This is a genomic window from Kangiella aquimarina DSM 16071, from assembly GCF_000374105.1.
Lineage (GTDB): Bacteria > Pseudomonadota > Gammaproteobacteria > Enterobacterales > Kangiellaceae > Kangiella > Kangiella aquimarina.
In genome coordinates this window covers 87,345-103,297 of sequence record NZ_KB893650.1, presented here as the reverse complement: position 1 = coordinate 103,297, position 15,953 = coordinate 87,345, and the positions used below count along the sequence as shown (strand labels likewise).

At 44.7% G+C, this 15,953-nt stretch carries 13 protein-coding genes; 10 read left to right on the top strand and 3 right to left on the bottom strand.

Annotated elements, in window-relative coordinates; genetic code table 11:
- The first annotated feature begins 17 nt into the window (after nt 1-17).
- The 3 genes from B158_RS0100535 (at nt 18) to pnp (ending at nt 3,200) form a co-directional block, all read left to right on the top strand.
- Nucleotides 18-572 (top strand): alpha/beta hydrolase, encoded by a 555-nt coding sequence (locus B158_RS0100535; protein ID WP_018623366.1) that lies wholly within the window; start codon nt 18-20, stop codon nt 570-572.
- Nucleotides 573-725: 153 nt separating this feature from the next.
- Nucleotides 726-995 (top strand): 30S ribosomal protein S15, encoded by a 270-nt coding sequence (gene rpsO / locus B158_RS0100530; RefSeq protein WP_018623365.1) that lies wholly within the window; start codon nt 726-728, stop codon nt 993-995.
- A 132-nt stretch (nt 996-1,127) separates the two neighbouring features.
- On the top strand, nt 1,128-3,200 hold the full coding sequence (gene pnp / locus B158_RS0100525) for a polyribonucleotide nucleotidyltransferase (RefSeq protein WP_051082504.1): 2,073 nt from the start codon (nt 1,128-1,130) through the stop codon (nt 3,198-3,200).
- A 72-nt stretch (nt 3,201-3,272) separates the two neighbouring features.
- Here pnp and B158_RS0100520 read toward each other — a convergent pair whose 3' ends face one another.
- The 3 genes from B158_RS0100520 to B158_RS0100510 all read right to left on the bottom strand — a co-directional run bounded on the left by B158_RS0100520 (nt 3,273) and on the right by B158_RS0100510 (nt 7,742).
- Entirely contained in the window at nt 3,273-5,477 is a 2,205-nt protein-coding gene (locus B158_RS0100520; RefSeq protein ID WP_018623363.1) for a M4 family metallopeptidase, read from the bottom strand.
- Between the two features lie 436 nt (nt 5,478-5,913).
- The gene (locus tag B158_RS0100515; RefSeq protein WP_018623362.1) at nt 5,914-6,399 is read right to left on the bottom strand and encodes a hypothetical protein; all 486 of its coding nucleotides are present in this window, start codon (nt 6,397-6,399) and stop codon (nt 5,914-5,916) included.
- A 728-nt stretch (nt 6,400-7,127) separates the two neighbouring features.
- Entirely contained in the window at nt 7,128-7,742 is a 615-nt protein-coding gene (locus tag B158_RS0100510) for a YceI family protein (RefSeq protein ID WP_018623361.1), read from the bottom strand.
- 195 nt (nt 7,743-7,937) lie between these two features.
- Between B158_RS0100510 and B158_RS0100505 the strand changes: the two genes are divergently transcribed.
- From B158_RS0100505 to B158_RS0100470, 7 genes are all read left to right on the top strand, one after another.
- Nucleotides 7,938-9,338: a sodium:solute symporter family protein gene (locus tag B158_RS0100505; protein ID WP_018623360.1), complete on the top strand. Its 1,401-nt coding sequence runs from the start codon at nt 7,938-7,940 to the stop codon at nt 9,336-9,338.
- 149 nt (nt 9,339-9,487) lie between these two features.
- Entirely contained in the window at nt 9,488-10,828 is a 1,341-nt protein-coding gene (miaB, locus tag B158_RS12785; protein ID WP_018623359.1) for a tRNA (N6-isopentenyl adenosine(37)-C2)-methylthiotransferase MiaB, read from the top strand.
- A 51-nt stretch (nt 10,829-10,879) separates the two neighbouring features.
- On the top strand, nt 10,880-11,920 hold the full coding sequence (locus tag B158_RS0100490) for a PhoH family protein (protein WP_018623358.1): 1,041 nt from the start codon (nt 10,880-10,882) through the stop codon (nt 11,918-11,920).
- 8 nt (nt 11,921-11,928) lie between these two features.
- Nucleotides 11,929-12,435 (top strand): rRNA maturation RNase YbeY, encoded by a 507-nt coding sequence (ybeY, locus tag B158_RS0100485; protein WP_018623357.1) that lies wholly within the window; start codon nt 11,929-11,931, stop codon nt 12,433-12,435.
- A 53-nt stretch (nt 12,436-12,488) separates the two neighbouring features.
- Nucleotides 12,489-13,346: an HlyC/CorC family transporter gene (locus B158_RS0100480; protein WP_018623356.1), complete on the top strand. Its 858-nt coding sequence runs from the start codon at nt 12,489-12,491 to the stop codon at nt 13,344-13,346.
- Nucleotides 13,347-13,482: 136 nt separating this feature from the next.
- Nucleotides 13,483-15,000, top strand: a complete 1,518-nt coding sequence (gene lnt, locus B158_RS0100475) for an apolipoprotein N-acyltransferase (protein WP_018623355.1) — start codon at nt 13,483-13,485, stop codon at nt 14,998-15,000.
- A 309-nt stretch (nt 15,001-15,309) separates the two neighbouring features.
- A complete protein-coding gene (locus B158_RS0100470; RefSeq protein WP_156823028.1) occupies nt 15,310-15,801 on the top strand; it encodes a hypothetical protein in 492 nt (163 codons plus the stop codon).
- Nucleotides 15,802-15,953: the final 152 nt, after the last annotated feature.

The following is a 15,953-nucleotide window of genomic DNA, read 5'->3' as shown; positions in this document are numbered from 1 at the left end:
AAGAAGGATTTAGGGTAATGACTGAAATTGTAAAACCACTGGTAATTTTCTCTCACGGTAAAGTTAGTGGTCCGAAAGGAAGTCGTATCCAGGCACTGTCGAAGATTGCCGAGCGCATGGGATTTGAGGTGGAATCACTGGATTACCGCCGTCTGCCTACCAATGAACGCGTGAATAAGTTAAACAATCATTTGGCAAATTTACAACGCCCTTATATTCTGGTGGGAACCAGCATGGGCGGTTATGTTTCTGCGGTGGCTGGTATTGAAAATCACCCGTTGGGTATGTTTTTAATATCTCCTGCAATTTACCTGGATGGCTACGCGGAAGCAGAGCTTGAAAAGGTAAAATGTCCGGTAACTATTGTTCATGGTTGGAAAGATGACATAGTGCCAGTGGCAAACGTGATTAAATTTGCCCAGGCAGCTGGTGCAAACCTGCATATTTTCGACGGTGGACACCGCTTACGTGAGAAGCTCCCAGAAACAGAATCTTGCTTTGAGCAGTTTCTTCGACAATGCTTCATCGAGTCCACAATTGAATTGCCGCTAAAAGATGCGGTAAATCAGTAAAAATCTCAATAAAAACGGGCGATTTGGCGCTTTATCGCTTGCTGAATGGTGAGTGACTAAGGTAAAATCCCGCATTCATTTGACTGGCTGAATTAGTGATTGGCCTGTCTTGTTTAAAAACTTGGGCAAGTCCCTGAAATTTGGAGTAAAAATATGTCACTAAGTCCTGAAGCGAAAGCTGAAATTGTAAAAGAACACGCACGCGGTGAAGGCGATACTGGTTCTCCTGAAGTTCAAGTAGCGTTATTGACTGCGCAAATTAACCATTTGCAAGATCACTTTAAAGTGCATAAGCATGACCACCACTCACGTCGTGGCTTGTTGCGTATGGTTAGCCAGCGTCGTAAGTTGCTTGATTATTTGAAACGTAAAGATCAAGACCGCTACTCTGACCTCATTAAGAAATTAGGTCTGCGTCGCTAAAAAGAATAAAGGGGCCTTTAGGCCCCTTTTTGCTTTCAGACGATGTGGGTTCTGAAAGTGTTGAAACTTAAATAGGAAAATACTGTGGAATATACAAAAAAATCATTTGAATACGGTGGCCGTACGGTCACGATGGAAACGGGTCGTGTTGCTCGTCAAGCGACTGGTGCAGTAGTTATTGACTGCGAAGGAACAACAGCTTTTGTTGCTGTAACTGGTAAGAAAGAAGCCAAAGAAGGTCAGGATTTCTTCCCTTTAACAGTAAACTATACTGAGAAAACATACGCAGCGGGTAAAATCCCAGGCGGTTTCTTGAAGCGTGAAGCGCGTCCTTCAGATGAAGAGACTTTAATCGCTCGCCTGATTGACCGTCCTTTGCGTCCTCTATTCCCTGAGGGTTTTGTTAACGAAGTACAAATCGTTATTACGATTGTTTCGATTAATCAGGATGTGCCAACCGAGGTGGTTGCCATGTTAGGTGCTTCAGCTGCTTTAGAAATTTCAGGCATTCCGTTTAACGGTCCTGTCGGTGCAGCACAAGTGGGTTACATTGATGGCGAATACGTATTAAACCCATCGGTAACTCAACTGAAAAATTCAAAATTGGACTTGATGGTTGCCGGTACAGAAAGTGCTGTGTTGATGGTTGAGTCAGAAGCTGATGAATTACCTGAAAGCGTTATGCTTGGTGCGGTAATGTATGGTCATCAGGAATCTCAGGTAGCAATCAAAGCGATTAAAGAATTTGCTGCAGAAGCTGCTAAACCTAAATGGGAATGGTCAGCTCCTGAGAAAAATGTTTCTCTACACGATGCTGTAAAAAATCATTCTTTTGCAGCAATCGAAGAAGCTTATCAAATTGCTGATAAAGCTGAGCGTTATGCCAAGATTGGTGAATTAACCGATGCTTGTGTAGAAGCGTTAGCGGGCGACGAAGAAGGTCAGCCTTCAGCCGATGAAGTTAAAGACGTGTTCCACGCGATTGAAAAAGAAGTAGTTCGCACGCGCATTATTTCTGGTAAGCCACGTATTGATGGCCGTGACCCAGATATGGTTCGTGCATTGGATATTCGCACTGGCGTTTTCCCTCGCACACACGGTTCAGCAATCTTTACGCGTGGTGAAACTCAGGCCATGGTTTTCGCGACCTTGGGTACAGAGCGTGACGCACAGATAAAAGACAGCATCATGGGTGAGTCAAAAGATCACTTTATGTTGCACTATAACTTCCCTCCATACTGTGTAGGTGAAACTGGTTTCATGGGCTCACCAAAGCGTCGTGAAATTGGTCACGGTCGTTTGGCTAAGCGCGGTGTTGCAGCGATGGTTCCAGGTATTGCTGAATTCCCATACACTATCCGTGTGGTATCAGAAATTACTGAATCTAACGGCTCAAGCTCAATGGCATCAGTATGTGGTACTTCACTAGCATTGATGGATGCGGGCGTACCAATGAAAGCTCCAGTAGCTGGTATTGCCATGGGTCTGGTTAAAGAAGCTGATAACTTTGTTGTCTTATCAGACATCCTTGGTGATGAAGATCACTTGGGTGATATGGACTTTAAAGTAGCGGGTACTCAAGACGGTATCACAGCACTACAGATGGACATCAAGATCGAAGGCATCACTCAGGAAATTATGGAGCAGGCATTGCATCAAGCAAAAGGCGGCCGTCTTCATATCTTGAGTGTAATGAATCAGGCAATCGACAAGCCACGTGATGACATCTCTCAATATGCACCACGTATTACTGCCATAAAGATCCCAGTAGACAAAATTTCAGAAGTCATCGGTAAAGGTGGTTCAACCATTCGCGCCCTGACCGAAGAAACTGGCGCTACCATTGAAATCGAAGATGACGGTACGGTAAAAGTGGCTTCATCTGATGCAGAAGGTGCTGCAGAAGCAGTGCGTCGCATCAAGTTGATGACTATGCCAATTGAAGCGGGCATGGAGTTTGAAGGTAAAGTGGTTCGTCTTGCGGACTTCGGTGCTTTCGTTGAAATCACTCCTGGACGCGATGGTCTGGTTCATATTTCACAAATCGCTCATGAGCGTGTGAATAAAGTAACTGACTACTTGAAAGAAGGTGATGTTGTTAAAGTTAAAGTACTGGAAGTGGATCGTCAGAACCGTATCCGTTTAAGTATGAAAGCTTTAATTGATCCACCTGCGCAAGAAGAAGCTCCAGCTAACGCTGAGTAATTTTTGCAAGATCAGTTGAACTGATAAAGAAAGGGAGCCTAGGCTCCCTTTTTTGTTACCTGCAATGTCAACTTATTGAGGTGTAGCTTCAATTCTAAGCGTTACGCCAGACGAAGCATTATAGCCGCGAATACCGATATACCAGGTTCCTGATTGAGGTGCACTGAAGGTACAGACCTCTTCATTACCCCACTTATATGGGCGGCAGTCATAGTTTGAAGTTGTCGGTGCAGAGCCGCGACGGACATAAAGATCAGCGTCACCTGAGCCACCGGTAATGGTCACTGTCAGGTTACTGTAGCCTTCACCCAGTTCCTGGGTGTAGTTAGCCCAGCCATTTTGCGCGACAGAAATATTGCTGATGGTGCGATCCACTGGTTGTGGGCCAGGATCACTGACTTCATTATAGCTACCGACTAAGGTTACGTTTGAGAAGCTTGAATAAGCTTTAACCCGTACGTAGTAGGTACCGCCACCATTGACACTACAGCTTTCACTGTTACCGTTACGGTATGGGCGACAATCATAGCTGGAGTCTGTCGGCATGCTGCCTTTCTTGACGTACAGGTCAGCATCACCAGAACCGCCACTAATAGCAAACTGGATATTGGATGCGCCATTAGGTACTGACATCACAAATCCAAGATCTGTACCTGTGGAAGCAGCAAGGCCTGTCTTGGGAATGCCATTTTCAAGTTCATTATCACCAGGATCGGTGGGATCATCATCCTGTCCACACTCTCGACCTGGACTAACATTACTGCTAACACCCACTGCAACTAATGTCGCCTGAACATCGTTGACGTCATAACCTAGATCACAGGCTGCATCGAGAACACCATCACCGGCATCATCCCAATTAGTATTCGATGTCCAGTAATTACGGTTTGCTAACGTATAAACTTCAAAAGCCTTTTTGGTATCCCAGCCAGAAGTTGTCGCCAATAAATAGAATGCTTTGTTATAAACACCGGAGCTGTGGTGAACGTCCATGCCAGAGGTGAAATCTGACTGATGATCAATCGAACGATTATCCTGAGGAGGATTGTTCATATAACGCAGCGCACCATTGCCTTTGAAAATCTGTTCGCCAACCAGGAAATCATTAGAGCCATTCATATAATATTCGGCAGCTTCACCAGACATATCCGAGTAAGACTCATTCAGGCCACCAGATTTACCGCTGTAAACCAGATTGGAATTTTGTTGAGTAAAACCGTGACTGACTTCGTGGGCCATAACGTCGAGGGATACCAAAGGGTAAAATGTCGAGGCTCCATCACCAAAGGTCATTTGCTGACCATCCCAGAAAGCATTTTCGTAGTTGTTGCCATAGTGAACACGAACACGAAGCTTCTGAGTTAATGGCGCTGCGTTAAACCAGTCGCTGAACATATTGAAGACAACATTACCGAAGTAATGACCATCATTTAATGGCGAGTAGGCACCGTTTATTTCTTTAACGGTATTTTCCGGGCAAGTAAAACTGTGAATGCTGCCACCAGACGTCGAATTATTCATATTGATGGTATCGACATTACTGCTGGTCATGCTACAGGTGCTGCCTGATTGAGCCACATCCAGATAACCAAAATCAGTGCCATAGACATAGCGGCCAGTTTTCTGGTTGCCGCCAGGGCCGGTACCATTGGCAGTTTGTAGATTGTCATAAGAATGAATGACTTCCCCAGTCTTGGCGTCAATAAACATTTGCGGGCGCGAGGGCTGATCAGCGTGAGCAACAAAACTTACTGAGTAAACCAGGCGGGCAATGCCATCAGGATCCTGCCAGATTGCCAGCTCTGACATTTCATTCTCATAAACAGGAGCTTTGCTAGAAAGCAACGACATCTGTTGATGACCTTTAGCAATAGACAGGGCACGTTTTGCTGAAAGCTTAGGTGAAACGTCATTAATATCCAGACCGATACCTTGCAATACTGCACCATGAGCAAAACTGGAAATTCCGCCACTATTGCTGGTAATGACGATATCGTCACCAATCACCGGGACACCCTTAAAATATTGCTGGTAACGAGTAGTTACCGTGCCATTATTGTTTTGATAGGACTTACGTGGTTTGAGGCTTTCCTGAGCTGAAAGACCCACCAGCTGCGATGCATTGGCTGCCAGGCTGGATGGAATACTCTGTTGTTGAGCAATCGCACTTTGCAGGCTCGAATTATCACGCAACGACTTTCGCTCTGCCGCCTGGCCAACAGAAGCCATGACGCAAAGTGACAAAGCACTGAGCGCGAATTTATGGATTGTGTTCATTGAATCTCCTTCAATATAACTATTTAGAATAAGAAAAAATTATGAATGCTGCTGCTCATCTTTGTTGTAATAAGACAATCTATTCCCCTTAGTGTGTGAATATTTTTTCAGCAGCGAATAGCAAGCTAGCAACTGACCGATAACTGAACAATTGCAAATATGACGTACAATGTAGACTTATGTATTCTTGTGATGAGTTATTAATAGTTGATGTGACGATGGGGAGGTTTGAGTTGCGATACAATCGACTAACATTCCCAAATATGCATTAGTTTTATTTAGTATAAGACCATAAAAAAAAGCGCCTTTCGGCGCTAAGCACAGCTTCGGAGGAGAGAGTAGGAGTCGTTTCTAGCTGTGGGGGTGGGCTTCCTGGCCCTTGGTTAAAGCTCCATATGTGGTTGGGGGTTTAGGCTATGACTATTAAGGTCTCTAATTAGTAAGACGATGCAACCTGCGGCGCTACAACTTCTTCGGCATACAGAGTCGGTAAAGTGCTGTGGAAACTGACAAGCTGAGTTTCAACCAGATTGTAGGTCACAGTGACGGTTACCGATTGTCCAGGAACAATAACCAGGTTGTCAGCACTTGCTGGTTCGCATCCCAGGTCAGAATCAACCGTTACTTCGTAATTCACCAAGGCCGCGGGGTTCGGTAACGCTGGCTGGTATTCTGCAATAATCATCTGCTCGGTTTGATTGCTGAAAGTTTCAGTTAATGTAATTTGAGTTAACTCACCATCCGTTGTTACCTGCTGTTCAGAAGAGTCCGCTACTAAGTAAAAAGATTCATCATTAATAGTGTAATTAACCACACCGGCAGGAGCTTGATCTAATTCGCTTGCTTCAACGGCTGCTGCTGCAGAAAAAACTGAAACGATAAGTGTTGCGATAAAAATACGTTTAAAGGAAATAGTTTTCATGTTGCTTCTCCATCAAATTAATGTTTTAAGTTTTGTCTTTCGATGGTGTTATTAAAGCGCAACAGTGTGGAGAGAAAAGAAGTTAAAAAAGTCCGGTTATGGATAAATCTGGCAGAAAAAAGGCAGGGGTGAAAGAGTTTAGATGTAGGTTATAAGTTGAAGAAGAGTAATACAATTTAAAGATAGCACCAATGCCCCCTTTGATTGAGCTGAGAAGTAGCCAAGACATAGCAATTCAAAACAGGAAGTTTTGAATAGTAAAATTCGGGCAAGTGACCGAAGGAAATCCCTTTAGGGAGATGGAGCGTATTTTACGATGCGTTAAGTGGCTTGGCGAAGACGAAGGTAGTTGAACGAAGTAAAACCTCAATCACGGGGTGTCGTTTCTTTTATGAAGCACATCCCTGTGCTTCACCCTTCGGGCTAGCTTCGCTATTCAAAATCGTTCCTGACGATTTTGTGGTTACTTGGAGCAAGACAAATTTGTCTGGAACAAATTTGAACAGCGGAGTGAAGCGACGCTGGCTTTAGCGGAATACAGTGACGTATTCCGTAAAAGGAGCTCGCTGAAGAGCGAAACAGAAAGTATAGGAATGGAAATAATGAGAGCATGGATTTACCCGAGGGCATTCCTTGCAGTCACCCGCTTTCGCGGGCGACCGCAGGAAGTGCCCGTGGTGAATAACATAAATTACAACTATACTTCCTAGCAAGTAGTACGAAAGAGCCTACTCACTCTTCGGTTTTAAATACAAATCGAAAGTCACAGGCACAACTCGATCAATGCTTCTTAAACCAGCAAGGGATTTCAATTTATCAACGCCGCTGTCTAGTTTAAGACTGCTGGTAGTAATTACGACAGGTTTAACTGAAGTTACTCGTAATTGATCATCTGCCAAAGTCTGAATGGTAACCGGTGCTTTGATGTCAACGGTTTCACTGCCCAACTGAATCGTGGCTTCAAGAGTATGCTGCGAACTGTTGCCAGCTTTTTGGTCTTCAATTTTTGCCAAGTCAAAGCTGCCATTGACGATAAAGGCAACATTGGTTTTGCTATCGAACAAATGTTCCTTCATACGCTGGTCACGAATTTCGATACCCGTATTAACACTGTCGAGTAGAATTTCTAATGCAAACTGACCGTTGCCGCTTAGGTGTCCTTTAAGTGTTTCAAAGGTACTGACTTCACCAATGGTATTATTTTTCACTGATACAAAGTGAAGGTGTGATGTTTCATTATCGACAGTCCATTCTTTGCCTTCAGATGCTATAGATGGAGAGCTCTGTAGGGCAAAAATAGCTCCCAGAGTAATCACTGCTTTAGTCAATAAAGCCTTAGTCATACGGTTTCTCCTATGAGGTAGAGTGTCTTCTATTAAATACCAAACTGTAACAATGGTAGGTTAAGCATCAAACTCTAGCAAACGGGATGTGAAAAAAATCTGGAGTTTTCACCAAAAAAGGATTAATTTTGCGAACTTTAGTGCCTAACTTTTAGACAGTTAGCCAACTTCTGACACAGGTAGACCAGACAGACGATGAATATAGTAGTTCTCGGGGTAATCTTTTTTGTTCTTGTACAGTTTGCAGTGGGCTTGTGGGCTTCGCGTAAGCCCAAGAATGAAACGGATTTTCTGTTGGCGGGACGACGTTTAAATCCCGGACTGGCTGTATTTACTATTTTTGCCACCTGGTTTGGTGCAGAAACTTGTATCGGGGCAGCATCATCCATCTATGAGAACGGGTTATCAGGCGGTACCGCTGATCCCTTTGGTTTTTCGCTGTGCCTGTTTCTGATGGGTATTGTGTTTGCCATGCCACTGTGGAAGCGAAAGTTTATCACCTTTGCTGACTTATTCCGTCAACGCTACTCGGTGCGTATCGAAAAGCTGGTCGTGATTATTTTGGTGCCTGCTTCAATGTTGTGGGCAGCTGCTCAAATTAGAGCTTTCGGACAAATTCTTTCGTCGCTTTCTGGGTTACAGGTCGAGTATGCCATTACCATTGCGGCTTCTGTAGTCATCATTTACACCATGCTCGGTGGTTTATTGGCGGTAGCTGTGACCGATGTGATTCAAGCCGGTTTCCTGATTTTGGGTCTGGTGTTACTCGGTATATTTGTCTTTGCCAGCGGTGATCCGAATGCCAGTTTAACCAGCGTGGATCCGGCACGTTTCAGTTTTGTCTCTGAAGACTCTACCTTGCTGCAAAAATTTGAAGCTTGGGCCATTCCGATATTTGGTTCAGTCTTGACTCAGGAGTTGATCACGCGGGTGCTTGCTTGTCGTAGTGCTGAAGAAGCCCGTAGCTCTACCCTGAAAGGTGCCAGCCTGTATTTAGTAGTGGGACTGATCCCTGTTTATTTAGGGCTGGTAGGCCTGAATTTGATGCCAAACCTGGCTGACTCGGAACAGCTACTTCCAGAGCTTGCCAAATCTTACCTGCCAACGATCTTCTACATTCTTTTTGCAGGTGCTTTAGTTTCGGCAATTCTTTCCACGGTTGACAGTGCGTTATTGGCTTCCAGTTCATTGCTTTCGCACAACATCGTAGTGCCACTGAGTAAACGTAACCATGAGGTCAGCGAGCGTCAAAAAGTACTATTTGCACGTATAGGCATTGTGGTGCTTGGTAGCCTTGCTTACTACATTGCGTTACACGCCAAAGGAGTCTATGACCTGGTGGTGACTGCTTCAGCATTTGGTAGTGCAGGTGTTTTTGTAGTGGGTACTTTTGGTCTCTTTACCCGCTTCGGTGGTGAAATTACCGCAGGTTTGACCTTGGTCAGCGCAGCGACTATCTGGATTCTGGGAGAATTCGTCTTCGGTTGGGCGACCCCATTCTTTATTTCTCTGTTAACCGGCTTTGGTGTCTATATCATTGCAGCCTTGATAGAGAGACATTTTTCAGGACCGGCAAAGGGTTTTCAGACTGCCTAAAAAATAGCCAGTCGCCACTGGCTAATGCCCTTTTGCTAATGGTATAATTCGCGCCCATTTTATGCTGGCTGGTACGCACAAGAGCTTACCAGCCTGGTTTTATCTTATTGATTTTAAGGCCTTTGAGCCAAAAAGCGGTGATTGAGAGCATGAGCAAAAAGTTATTTATCAAAACCTGGGGTTGTCAGATGAACGAGTACGATTCGTCACGTATGTCGGATCTACTGAATAAAACTCATGGTTTGGAAGCGGCGGCCTCTGCTGAAGAAGCGGATGTGGTGCTACTCAATACCTGCTCAATCCGTGAAAAAGCCCAGGAGAAGGTATTTTCTCAGCTGGGTCAGTGGAAAAACCTAAAAGAAACTAACCCGGATCTGATCATCGGTGTTGGCGGCTGTGTGGCCTCGCAGGAAGGTGAAGCGATTCGTCAACGTGCACCTTATGTGGATGTCATTTTCGGCCCGCAAACTTTGCACCGTCTCCCCGAAATGATTAAAGAAGCCAGCGGTCAGAAAAAAGCCGTGGTTGATGTCAGCTTCCCTGAAATTGAAAAATTTGACCGCCTACCTGAGCCGAGAGCAGAAGGGCCAACGGCCTTTGTGTCGGTGATGGAAGGTTGTTCAAAGTATTGCTCGTTCTGCGTGGTGCCATACACCCGTGGTGAAGAAGTGAGTCGCCCGTTTGATGATGTGTTGGCAGAGTGTGCCCAACTGGCGGAGCAGGGCGTGCGTGAAATTAACTTGTTGGGTCAGAATGTAAACGCCTATCGCGGTGTCACGCACGAAGGTCATACTGCCGATTTAGCAGAATTAATCACTTACGTTGCGGCAATCGATGGGATTGATCGCATTCGTTATACCACTTCGCATCCAGTAGAATTTTCAGAGCGTTTAATTCAGGTGTATGCCGAAGTGCCAGAGCTGGTCAGCCATTTACACTTGCCTGTTCAAAGTGGTTCGGATCGTGTATTGGCCATGATGAAGCGTGGTCATACGGCGCTGGAATACAAATCAAAGATTCGTAAGCTGCGTCAGATTCGTCCCGACATTTCTATGTCGTCAGACTTTATTATTGGCTTCCCAGGCGAGTCCGATCAGGATTTCGAAGATACTATGAACCTGATTGCTGACATTGGCTACGATCATTCCTTCAGTTTTATTTACAGCGCACGTCCTGGTACTCCTGCGGCAGATATCGTTGATGACACGCCAATGGAAGTGAAGAAACAGCGTCTGTCGATTTTGCAGCAACGCATTAATCAGCAGGCATTTTCAATCAGCCGCAATATGATCGGGACTACACAGAAAGTGTTGGTTGAAGGTCCATCTAAGAAAGATCCGATGGAGCTTCGTGGTCGTACTGAGAATAATCGTATCGTCAACTTCGTTGGCCCGCATAGCCTGATCGGCAAGTTTGCTGAAGTGACTATCACTGACGCATTCCCAAATTCATTGCGTGGTGATTTTGTTGCGGACGGTCTGATTCACTAATTAGCCATGCCGTTGCTTAAACACACGCATCTCAACATCAAAGGATAGTTCTTGTCACAACTTACCAACCAAACGTTTGAATTACTGCCAGCTGACAACAATCGATTGTCAGCTTTGTGCGGTTATCTTGATGAACACCTTAAACATATCGAGCGCCGGCTTGGCGTAGAAGTAAATATTCGCGGCAATCAGGTTAATGTGATTGGCGAAGGTGTGCATGTAGTAGCTGCTCGTCAGGTGATTGAGTCCGTGTATAAAGACACTGAAAAGAAACGCAGTGTTGATAGCGCGGATGTGCATTTGGCGATTCAGGAAGCTTCTGCGGATATTGAATCGTTGGAAGGCAATAAAGTGCAGGGTGAAGACGTCAAGTTGATGACCAAGCGCGGTTTAATTAAACCCCGCAGTCCGAACCAGAAGCAGTATATACAGGCCATCAAGCACCACGATATCAGTTTTGGTATCGGCCCAGCCGGCACCGGTAAAACCTATCTGGCTGTTGCCAGTGCGGTCGATGCCTGGGAAAAGCAGCAGGTTCGCAGGATTCTGTTAACGCGCCCAGCGGTAGAAGCTGGTGAGCGTTTAGGCTTCCTGCCCGGTGACCTGGCGCAAAAAGTCGATCCTTATTTGCGTCCACTTTATGACGCATTGTATGAAATGTTTGGCTTTGAAAAAGTGGCCAAACTGATGGAGCGAAGTGTGATTGAAGTGGCGCCACTGGCATACATGCGTGGCCGTACATTAAATGATGCCTTTATCATTCTCGACGAAAGTCAGAACACCACGCCTGAGCAGATGAAAATGTTCCTGACCCGTATTGGTTTTAATTCCAAAGCTGTGATTACTGGTGATATCACTCAGGTGGATTTGCCACGCGGGCAGCGTTCGGGTTTACGCCACGTGATCGACATTCTGCAGAAAGTGGATGGTATCAGTTTTACCTTCTTCCAATCTAAAGATGTGGTGCGTCATCCGGTGGTGCAACGTATCGTACAGGCCTATGAAAGTTTCGATGTCAGCGAAGAAGCTCGACGCGCCAAAGCTGAGCAGAAGCAGGCCGATAAACAATCGTCATCAGACAGTAACGATTAAGCGCTAAGATGAACCACCCCCTATTTAATCTGGAATTGCAGGTTGCCTGTAAGGCATCTAACTTGCCTGACGCTACTGATTTCGAACAATGGCTTGCCATAGCGTTTGCCATTGAATCCGAGACCAAGGGTCGTGCCAAAGCGTTGGCGAAGCCTTTTGATATAACGGTTCGCATTGTCGAACCAGCGGAAAGCCAGGCGCTAAACAACGATTATCGTGGTAAGAATAAACCAACAAATGTTTTGTCCTTTCCATTTGAAATGCCGGAAGGTATCGAAGGGCTGGAAGTGTCTATTTTAGGCGATTTAGCGATATGTGCTGAGGTCGTAGAGAAAGAGGCTGCCGAGCAGAAAAAAACGCTGGGTTCACACTGGGCACATATGGTGGTCCATGGGGGCTTGCATTTGCTGGGGTACGATCATATAAAAGAGTTTGAGGCGCAGGAAATGGAGGCTCTGGAAGTCGACATTCTGGCGCAACTGGGGGTTGAAGACCCCTATCAGGTGCGTGATTAGCAATTCCGCTAATACGTATTTTTTTGGGCAATATGAGGACAAGATAAAACGCTATGAGCGACGACAAACCTCCGTCGAGAAGCTTACTTCAACGATTAACCGATATTTTCACATCTGAACCACAAGATCGTCAGCAGTTGGTGGATCTATTAAGAACTGCGAAAGACGATAAGCTGATCAAACCCGATTCTTTATCCATGATGGAAGGGGTGTTGCAGGTTGCAGAGATGCAAGTACGCGACATCATGATTCCTCGTTCGCAAATGGCCGTCATTCAAGAAGACATGAGCTTGGATGAAATTATTCCTATCGTTAAGGACTCGCGCCATTCTCGCTATCCTGTGGTCGGTGAAAATCGTGATGATATTGAAGGCATCATGCTAGCGAAAGAGCTCTTGAGTTACGCTTTTGCTGATAATGGCGAGCGCGCAGCTTTTGATATTAAGGACATCTTACGTCCGGCTTATATCATTCCTGAAAGTAAACGCCTGGATGTGCTGTTAACCGAATTCCGTTCCAAGCGAAATCACATGGCCATCGTGGTCGATGAATATGGCTGTGTATCTGGACTGGTTACGATTGAAGACGTACTGGAACAGATTGTCGGCGACATTGAAGATGAGTTTGATGTTGATGAAGAAGAAACCAATATCAAATTACATACCAATGGCGAATACACGGTCAAAGCGCAAACTGAAATCAGCGATTTCAATGATCGTTTAGGTGCCGAGTTTCCAGATCAGGAGTTCGATACCATTGGCGGTTTGCTGGTCAATAAATTTGGTCATATGCCTGAACGAAATGAAACCATTGAAATGGGTAATTTTGAGTTCACGGTGCTAAACGCTGATCAAAGGCGGGTGCATTTGCTGAGGGTCAAGCCTTTGGTAGAAGCACCAGTCGAAGCTTAAATTAATAAATTCTTAAGTATTGTCATTCCCGCGTAGGCGGGAATCCATGGGCCGACCTCAGCTGAGGGCGGCCTTGTTCTTTGAAGTAACTGTGCGTTAAATTTAGCTTCATTAAATAACAACAAAGAGATAAACAATGATAACCATGCTCAAAAGTCCAACCGGCTGGCTGGGGCTAACGGTGGCACTTATCGCAGGAGCGCTCTATCCACTGGGTTTTGCACCACTGGAATGGTGGCCCATTTCGATATTCTCGGTGGCTGCAATCTGGTGGCTACTGAACGGGCAAACCCGTAAATACTCTATGGCTCTTGGATTTAGCTTTGGGCTTGGTTACTTTGGTGTTGGTGTTTCCTGGGTATATGTTTCTATCAATACCTTTGGAAATGCAGCGCCACCACTGGCGGTATTTCTGACCATTATATTTATCGCCATTCTGTCATTGTTCTTTGTGCTATTAGGCTGGCTTAATGCCCGCTTTATTAATCGTTATAGCCTGATAACACAGATTATTTTCTTCGCCACGATTTGGTTAATTTTAGATATCGCGCGTGGCTCCGGTTTTGTCAGTTTCCCATGGCTCTATCTAGGTTATACCCAGACATCAGGTCCGCTGCTTGGCGTGGCCAGTCTGGTTGGTGTGCATGGCGTAACTTTATTACTGGTCGTAATTTCATGTCTGGTCGCTGTGGCGTTGACTTATGACAATAAAAAAACACGAACCAGTTCGATAATGGTTCTGGTCATACTTATGATGGTTGGAACCAGCGCAAGTCTCTACCAGGTTAAGAAAGAAACGACTCAGCAGAAAACACTGACCATCGCTTTAATTCAACCCAATATCGATCAGCACAAAAAGTGGGATCGAAACTACTTCACCCCAATCGTAAAAGGACTGTTTGATCAGACCGAGCACTATTGGGGCGCAGATCTTATTGTCTGGCCAGAAGCAGCAATCCCAGCATTTGATAGTCAGGTTCCCGGCATTTTGTATGAATTGGATGAGCTGGCAAAAAGCAGTGGCAGCCAATTTATAACCGGTATTCCGATGCTAGAAACCCGCGACGAATATTACGCAGGCATCAAAATGCTCGGCAGTGATCAAGGTGACTACCAAAAGCAACAACTGGTGCCATTTGGTGAATATGTTCCCCTTGGTGCTTGGATTCGCGGCATGATAGATTTCTTTGATTTGCCCATGTCCAGTTTCACACCAGGTAGCAGCCAGCAAACCGCATTGAAAACAGAAAAAGCAGATTACATTCCTGCAATTTGTTATGAAATTGCATTCTCAGGATTGATGCAGCAATTAGCCACCAGCACCGACCAAGATCAATTCAAAGCCATCGTTACCATTAGCAATGATACCTGGTTCGGAAAATCATGGGGCCCAATACAGCACTTCCAAATTGCCAAAATGCGCGCCATCGAAACAGGCCTCCCAGTCATCCGCGGCACCAACAACGGCATCACCGCAATCATTGACGATAAAGGTCGCGTCATCAACAAAATCGACCGCTTCCAAAGCAACGAACTTGCCGGCGCCTTCCTGCTAGAAAACCGCAACACCTGGTTTAGAGAGTATGGGTATTGGAGTTTGTTGGTATTGGTGATGTTATTAATTATTGCAGCATTTGCTTTAAGGAAAAGGTAGTTTAGGTAGAGAATGATACGAATATTGATTTTACTTGTGCTATTTCTATTTTACGGATGGATGGTTATTAGTGCAGTTCTACATGGAGAGATAGAGTCCATGAGAAGTACGAGAGAAATTGCATTGTCCAGTGATCCGTTTCGTTATTATCTTCACCTTTCTATTCGTAGCTTTATGTTTCTCTTGCTGCTAGTAGCTTTAGTAATCTCTATAAAGTATAGAGAAAAATAATAAGCAGGGTTATTCATAAGACTCTGCCCCATTAATTTGCCATGCATACTTTAATAATTATAAGGGGCACTAAATGAAATGATTAAGAGATTCATAATATGCACTATGGTTTGGCTTCTGCCTTCATGTTCGACCTTTAAAGCACCTGATAATTTGCAAGCTGTTGATCAATCTGGATTCATTAAAATCAACTCTTGCTTGAAATTCGAACAAGAAGAGGTTGATGTTTTTTATAAGCGTTACAAACCGGAACGAGGCGTGTATAAAGGAGATATTGCTTTTTCTTTCAGACCTGAGCAATTGATACAAGCTCAAAAAGTTGATGGTTGTAGTGTTAATAAAAATGTTTTACTTGAAGAGGTTTTGAATAATACAGTAACGGATACGGGAAGGTTCAAAATACAAATAACCCTAAAGCTTAAAACTGATGCTGGAACTTTCACTGGTCGTGGAGAAAGCCAGTTTTACAATTCCTTTGGTGATTTCTCAGGAAACAAAACACAGCAGGCAAGAATTGAAGCACTGGAAGCTGCTCTAAAGCTTGCAATATTGGGGCTTGATAATAGTTAGTTTGAGTCTTTAGAAAATTTATTATCCTCAGTGGGTTCGACCGTAGAAGATGAAATTAAAATCAATTTTAACTAACAGTATATATTGGGGTTTGGTTGTATATACAGTAGTAACTATAGTTCTCACTGAGTTTTTTCAGGTCAGCTATGATG

What these genes read in the sequence shown, in the direction of transcription:
- B158_RS0100535 (WP_018623366.1), top strand. Translation starts at nt 18, where the DNA reads ATGACTGAAATTGTAAAACCACTGGTAATTTTCTCTCACGGTAAAGTT.
- rpsO (WP_018623365.1), top strand. Translation starts at nt 726, where the DNA reads ATGTCACTAAGTCCTGAAGCGAAAGCTGAAATTGTAAAAGAACACGCA.
- pnp (WP_051082504.1), top strand. Translation starts at nt 1,128, where the DNA reads ATGGAAACGGGTCGTGTTGCTCGTCAAGCGACTGGTGCAGTAGTTATT.
- B158_RS0100520 (WP_018623363.1), bottom strand. Translation starts at nt 5,477, where the DNA reads ATGAACACAATCCATAAATTCGCGCTCAGTGCTTTGTCACTTTGCGTC.
- B158_RS0100515 (WP_018623362.1), bottom strand. Translation starts at nt 6,399, where the DNA reads ATGAAAACTATTTCCTTTAAACGTATTTTTATCGCAACACTTATCGTT.
- B158_RS0100510 (WP_018623361.1), bottom strand. Translation starts at nt 7,742, where the DNA reads ATGACTAAGGCTTTATTGACTAAAGCAGTGATTACTCTGGGAGCTATT.
- B158_RS0100505 (WP_018623360.1), top strand. Translation starts at nt 7,938, where the DNA reads ATGAATATAGTAGTTCTCGGGGTAATCTTTTTTGTTCTTGTACAGTTT.
- miaB (WP_018623359.1), top strand. Translation starts at nt 9,488, where the DNA reads ATGAGCAAAAAGTTATTTATCAAAACCTGGGGTTGTCAGATGAACGAG.
- ybeY (WP_018623357.1), top strand. Translation starts at nt 11,929, where the DNA reads ATGAACCACCCCCTATTTAATCTGGAATTGCAGGTTGCCTGTAAGGCA.
- B158_RS0100480 (WP_018623356.1), top strand. Translation starts at nt 12,489, where the DNA reads ATGAGCGACGACAAACCTCCGTCGAGAAGCTTACTTCAACGATTAACC.
- lnt (WP_018623355.1), top strand. Translation starts at nt 13,483, where the DNA reads ATGATAACCATGCTCAAAAGTCCAACCGGCTGGCTGGGGCTAACGGTG.
- B158_RS0100470 (WP_156823028.1), top strand. Translation starts at nt 15,310, where the DNA reads ATGATTAAGAGATTCATAATATGCACTATGGTTTGGCTTCTGCCTTCA.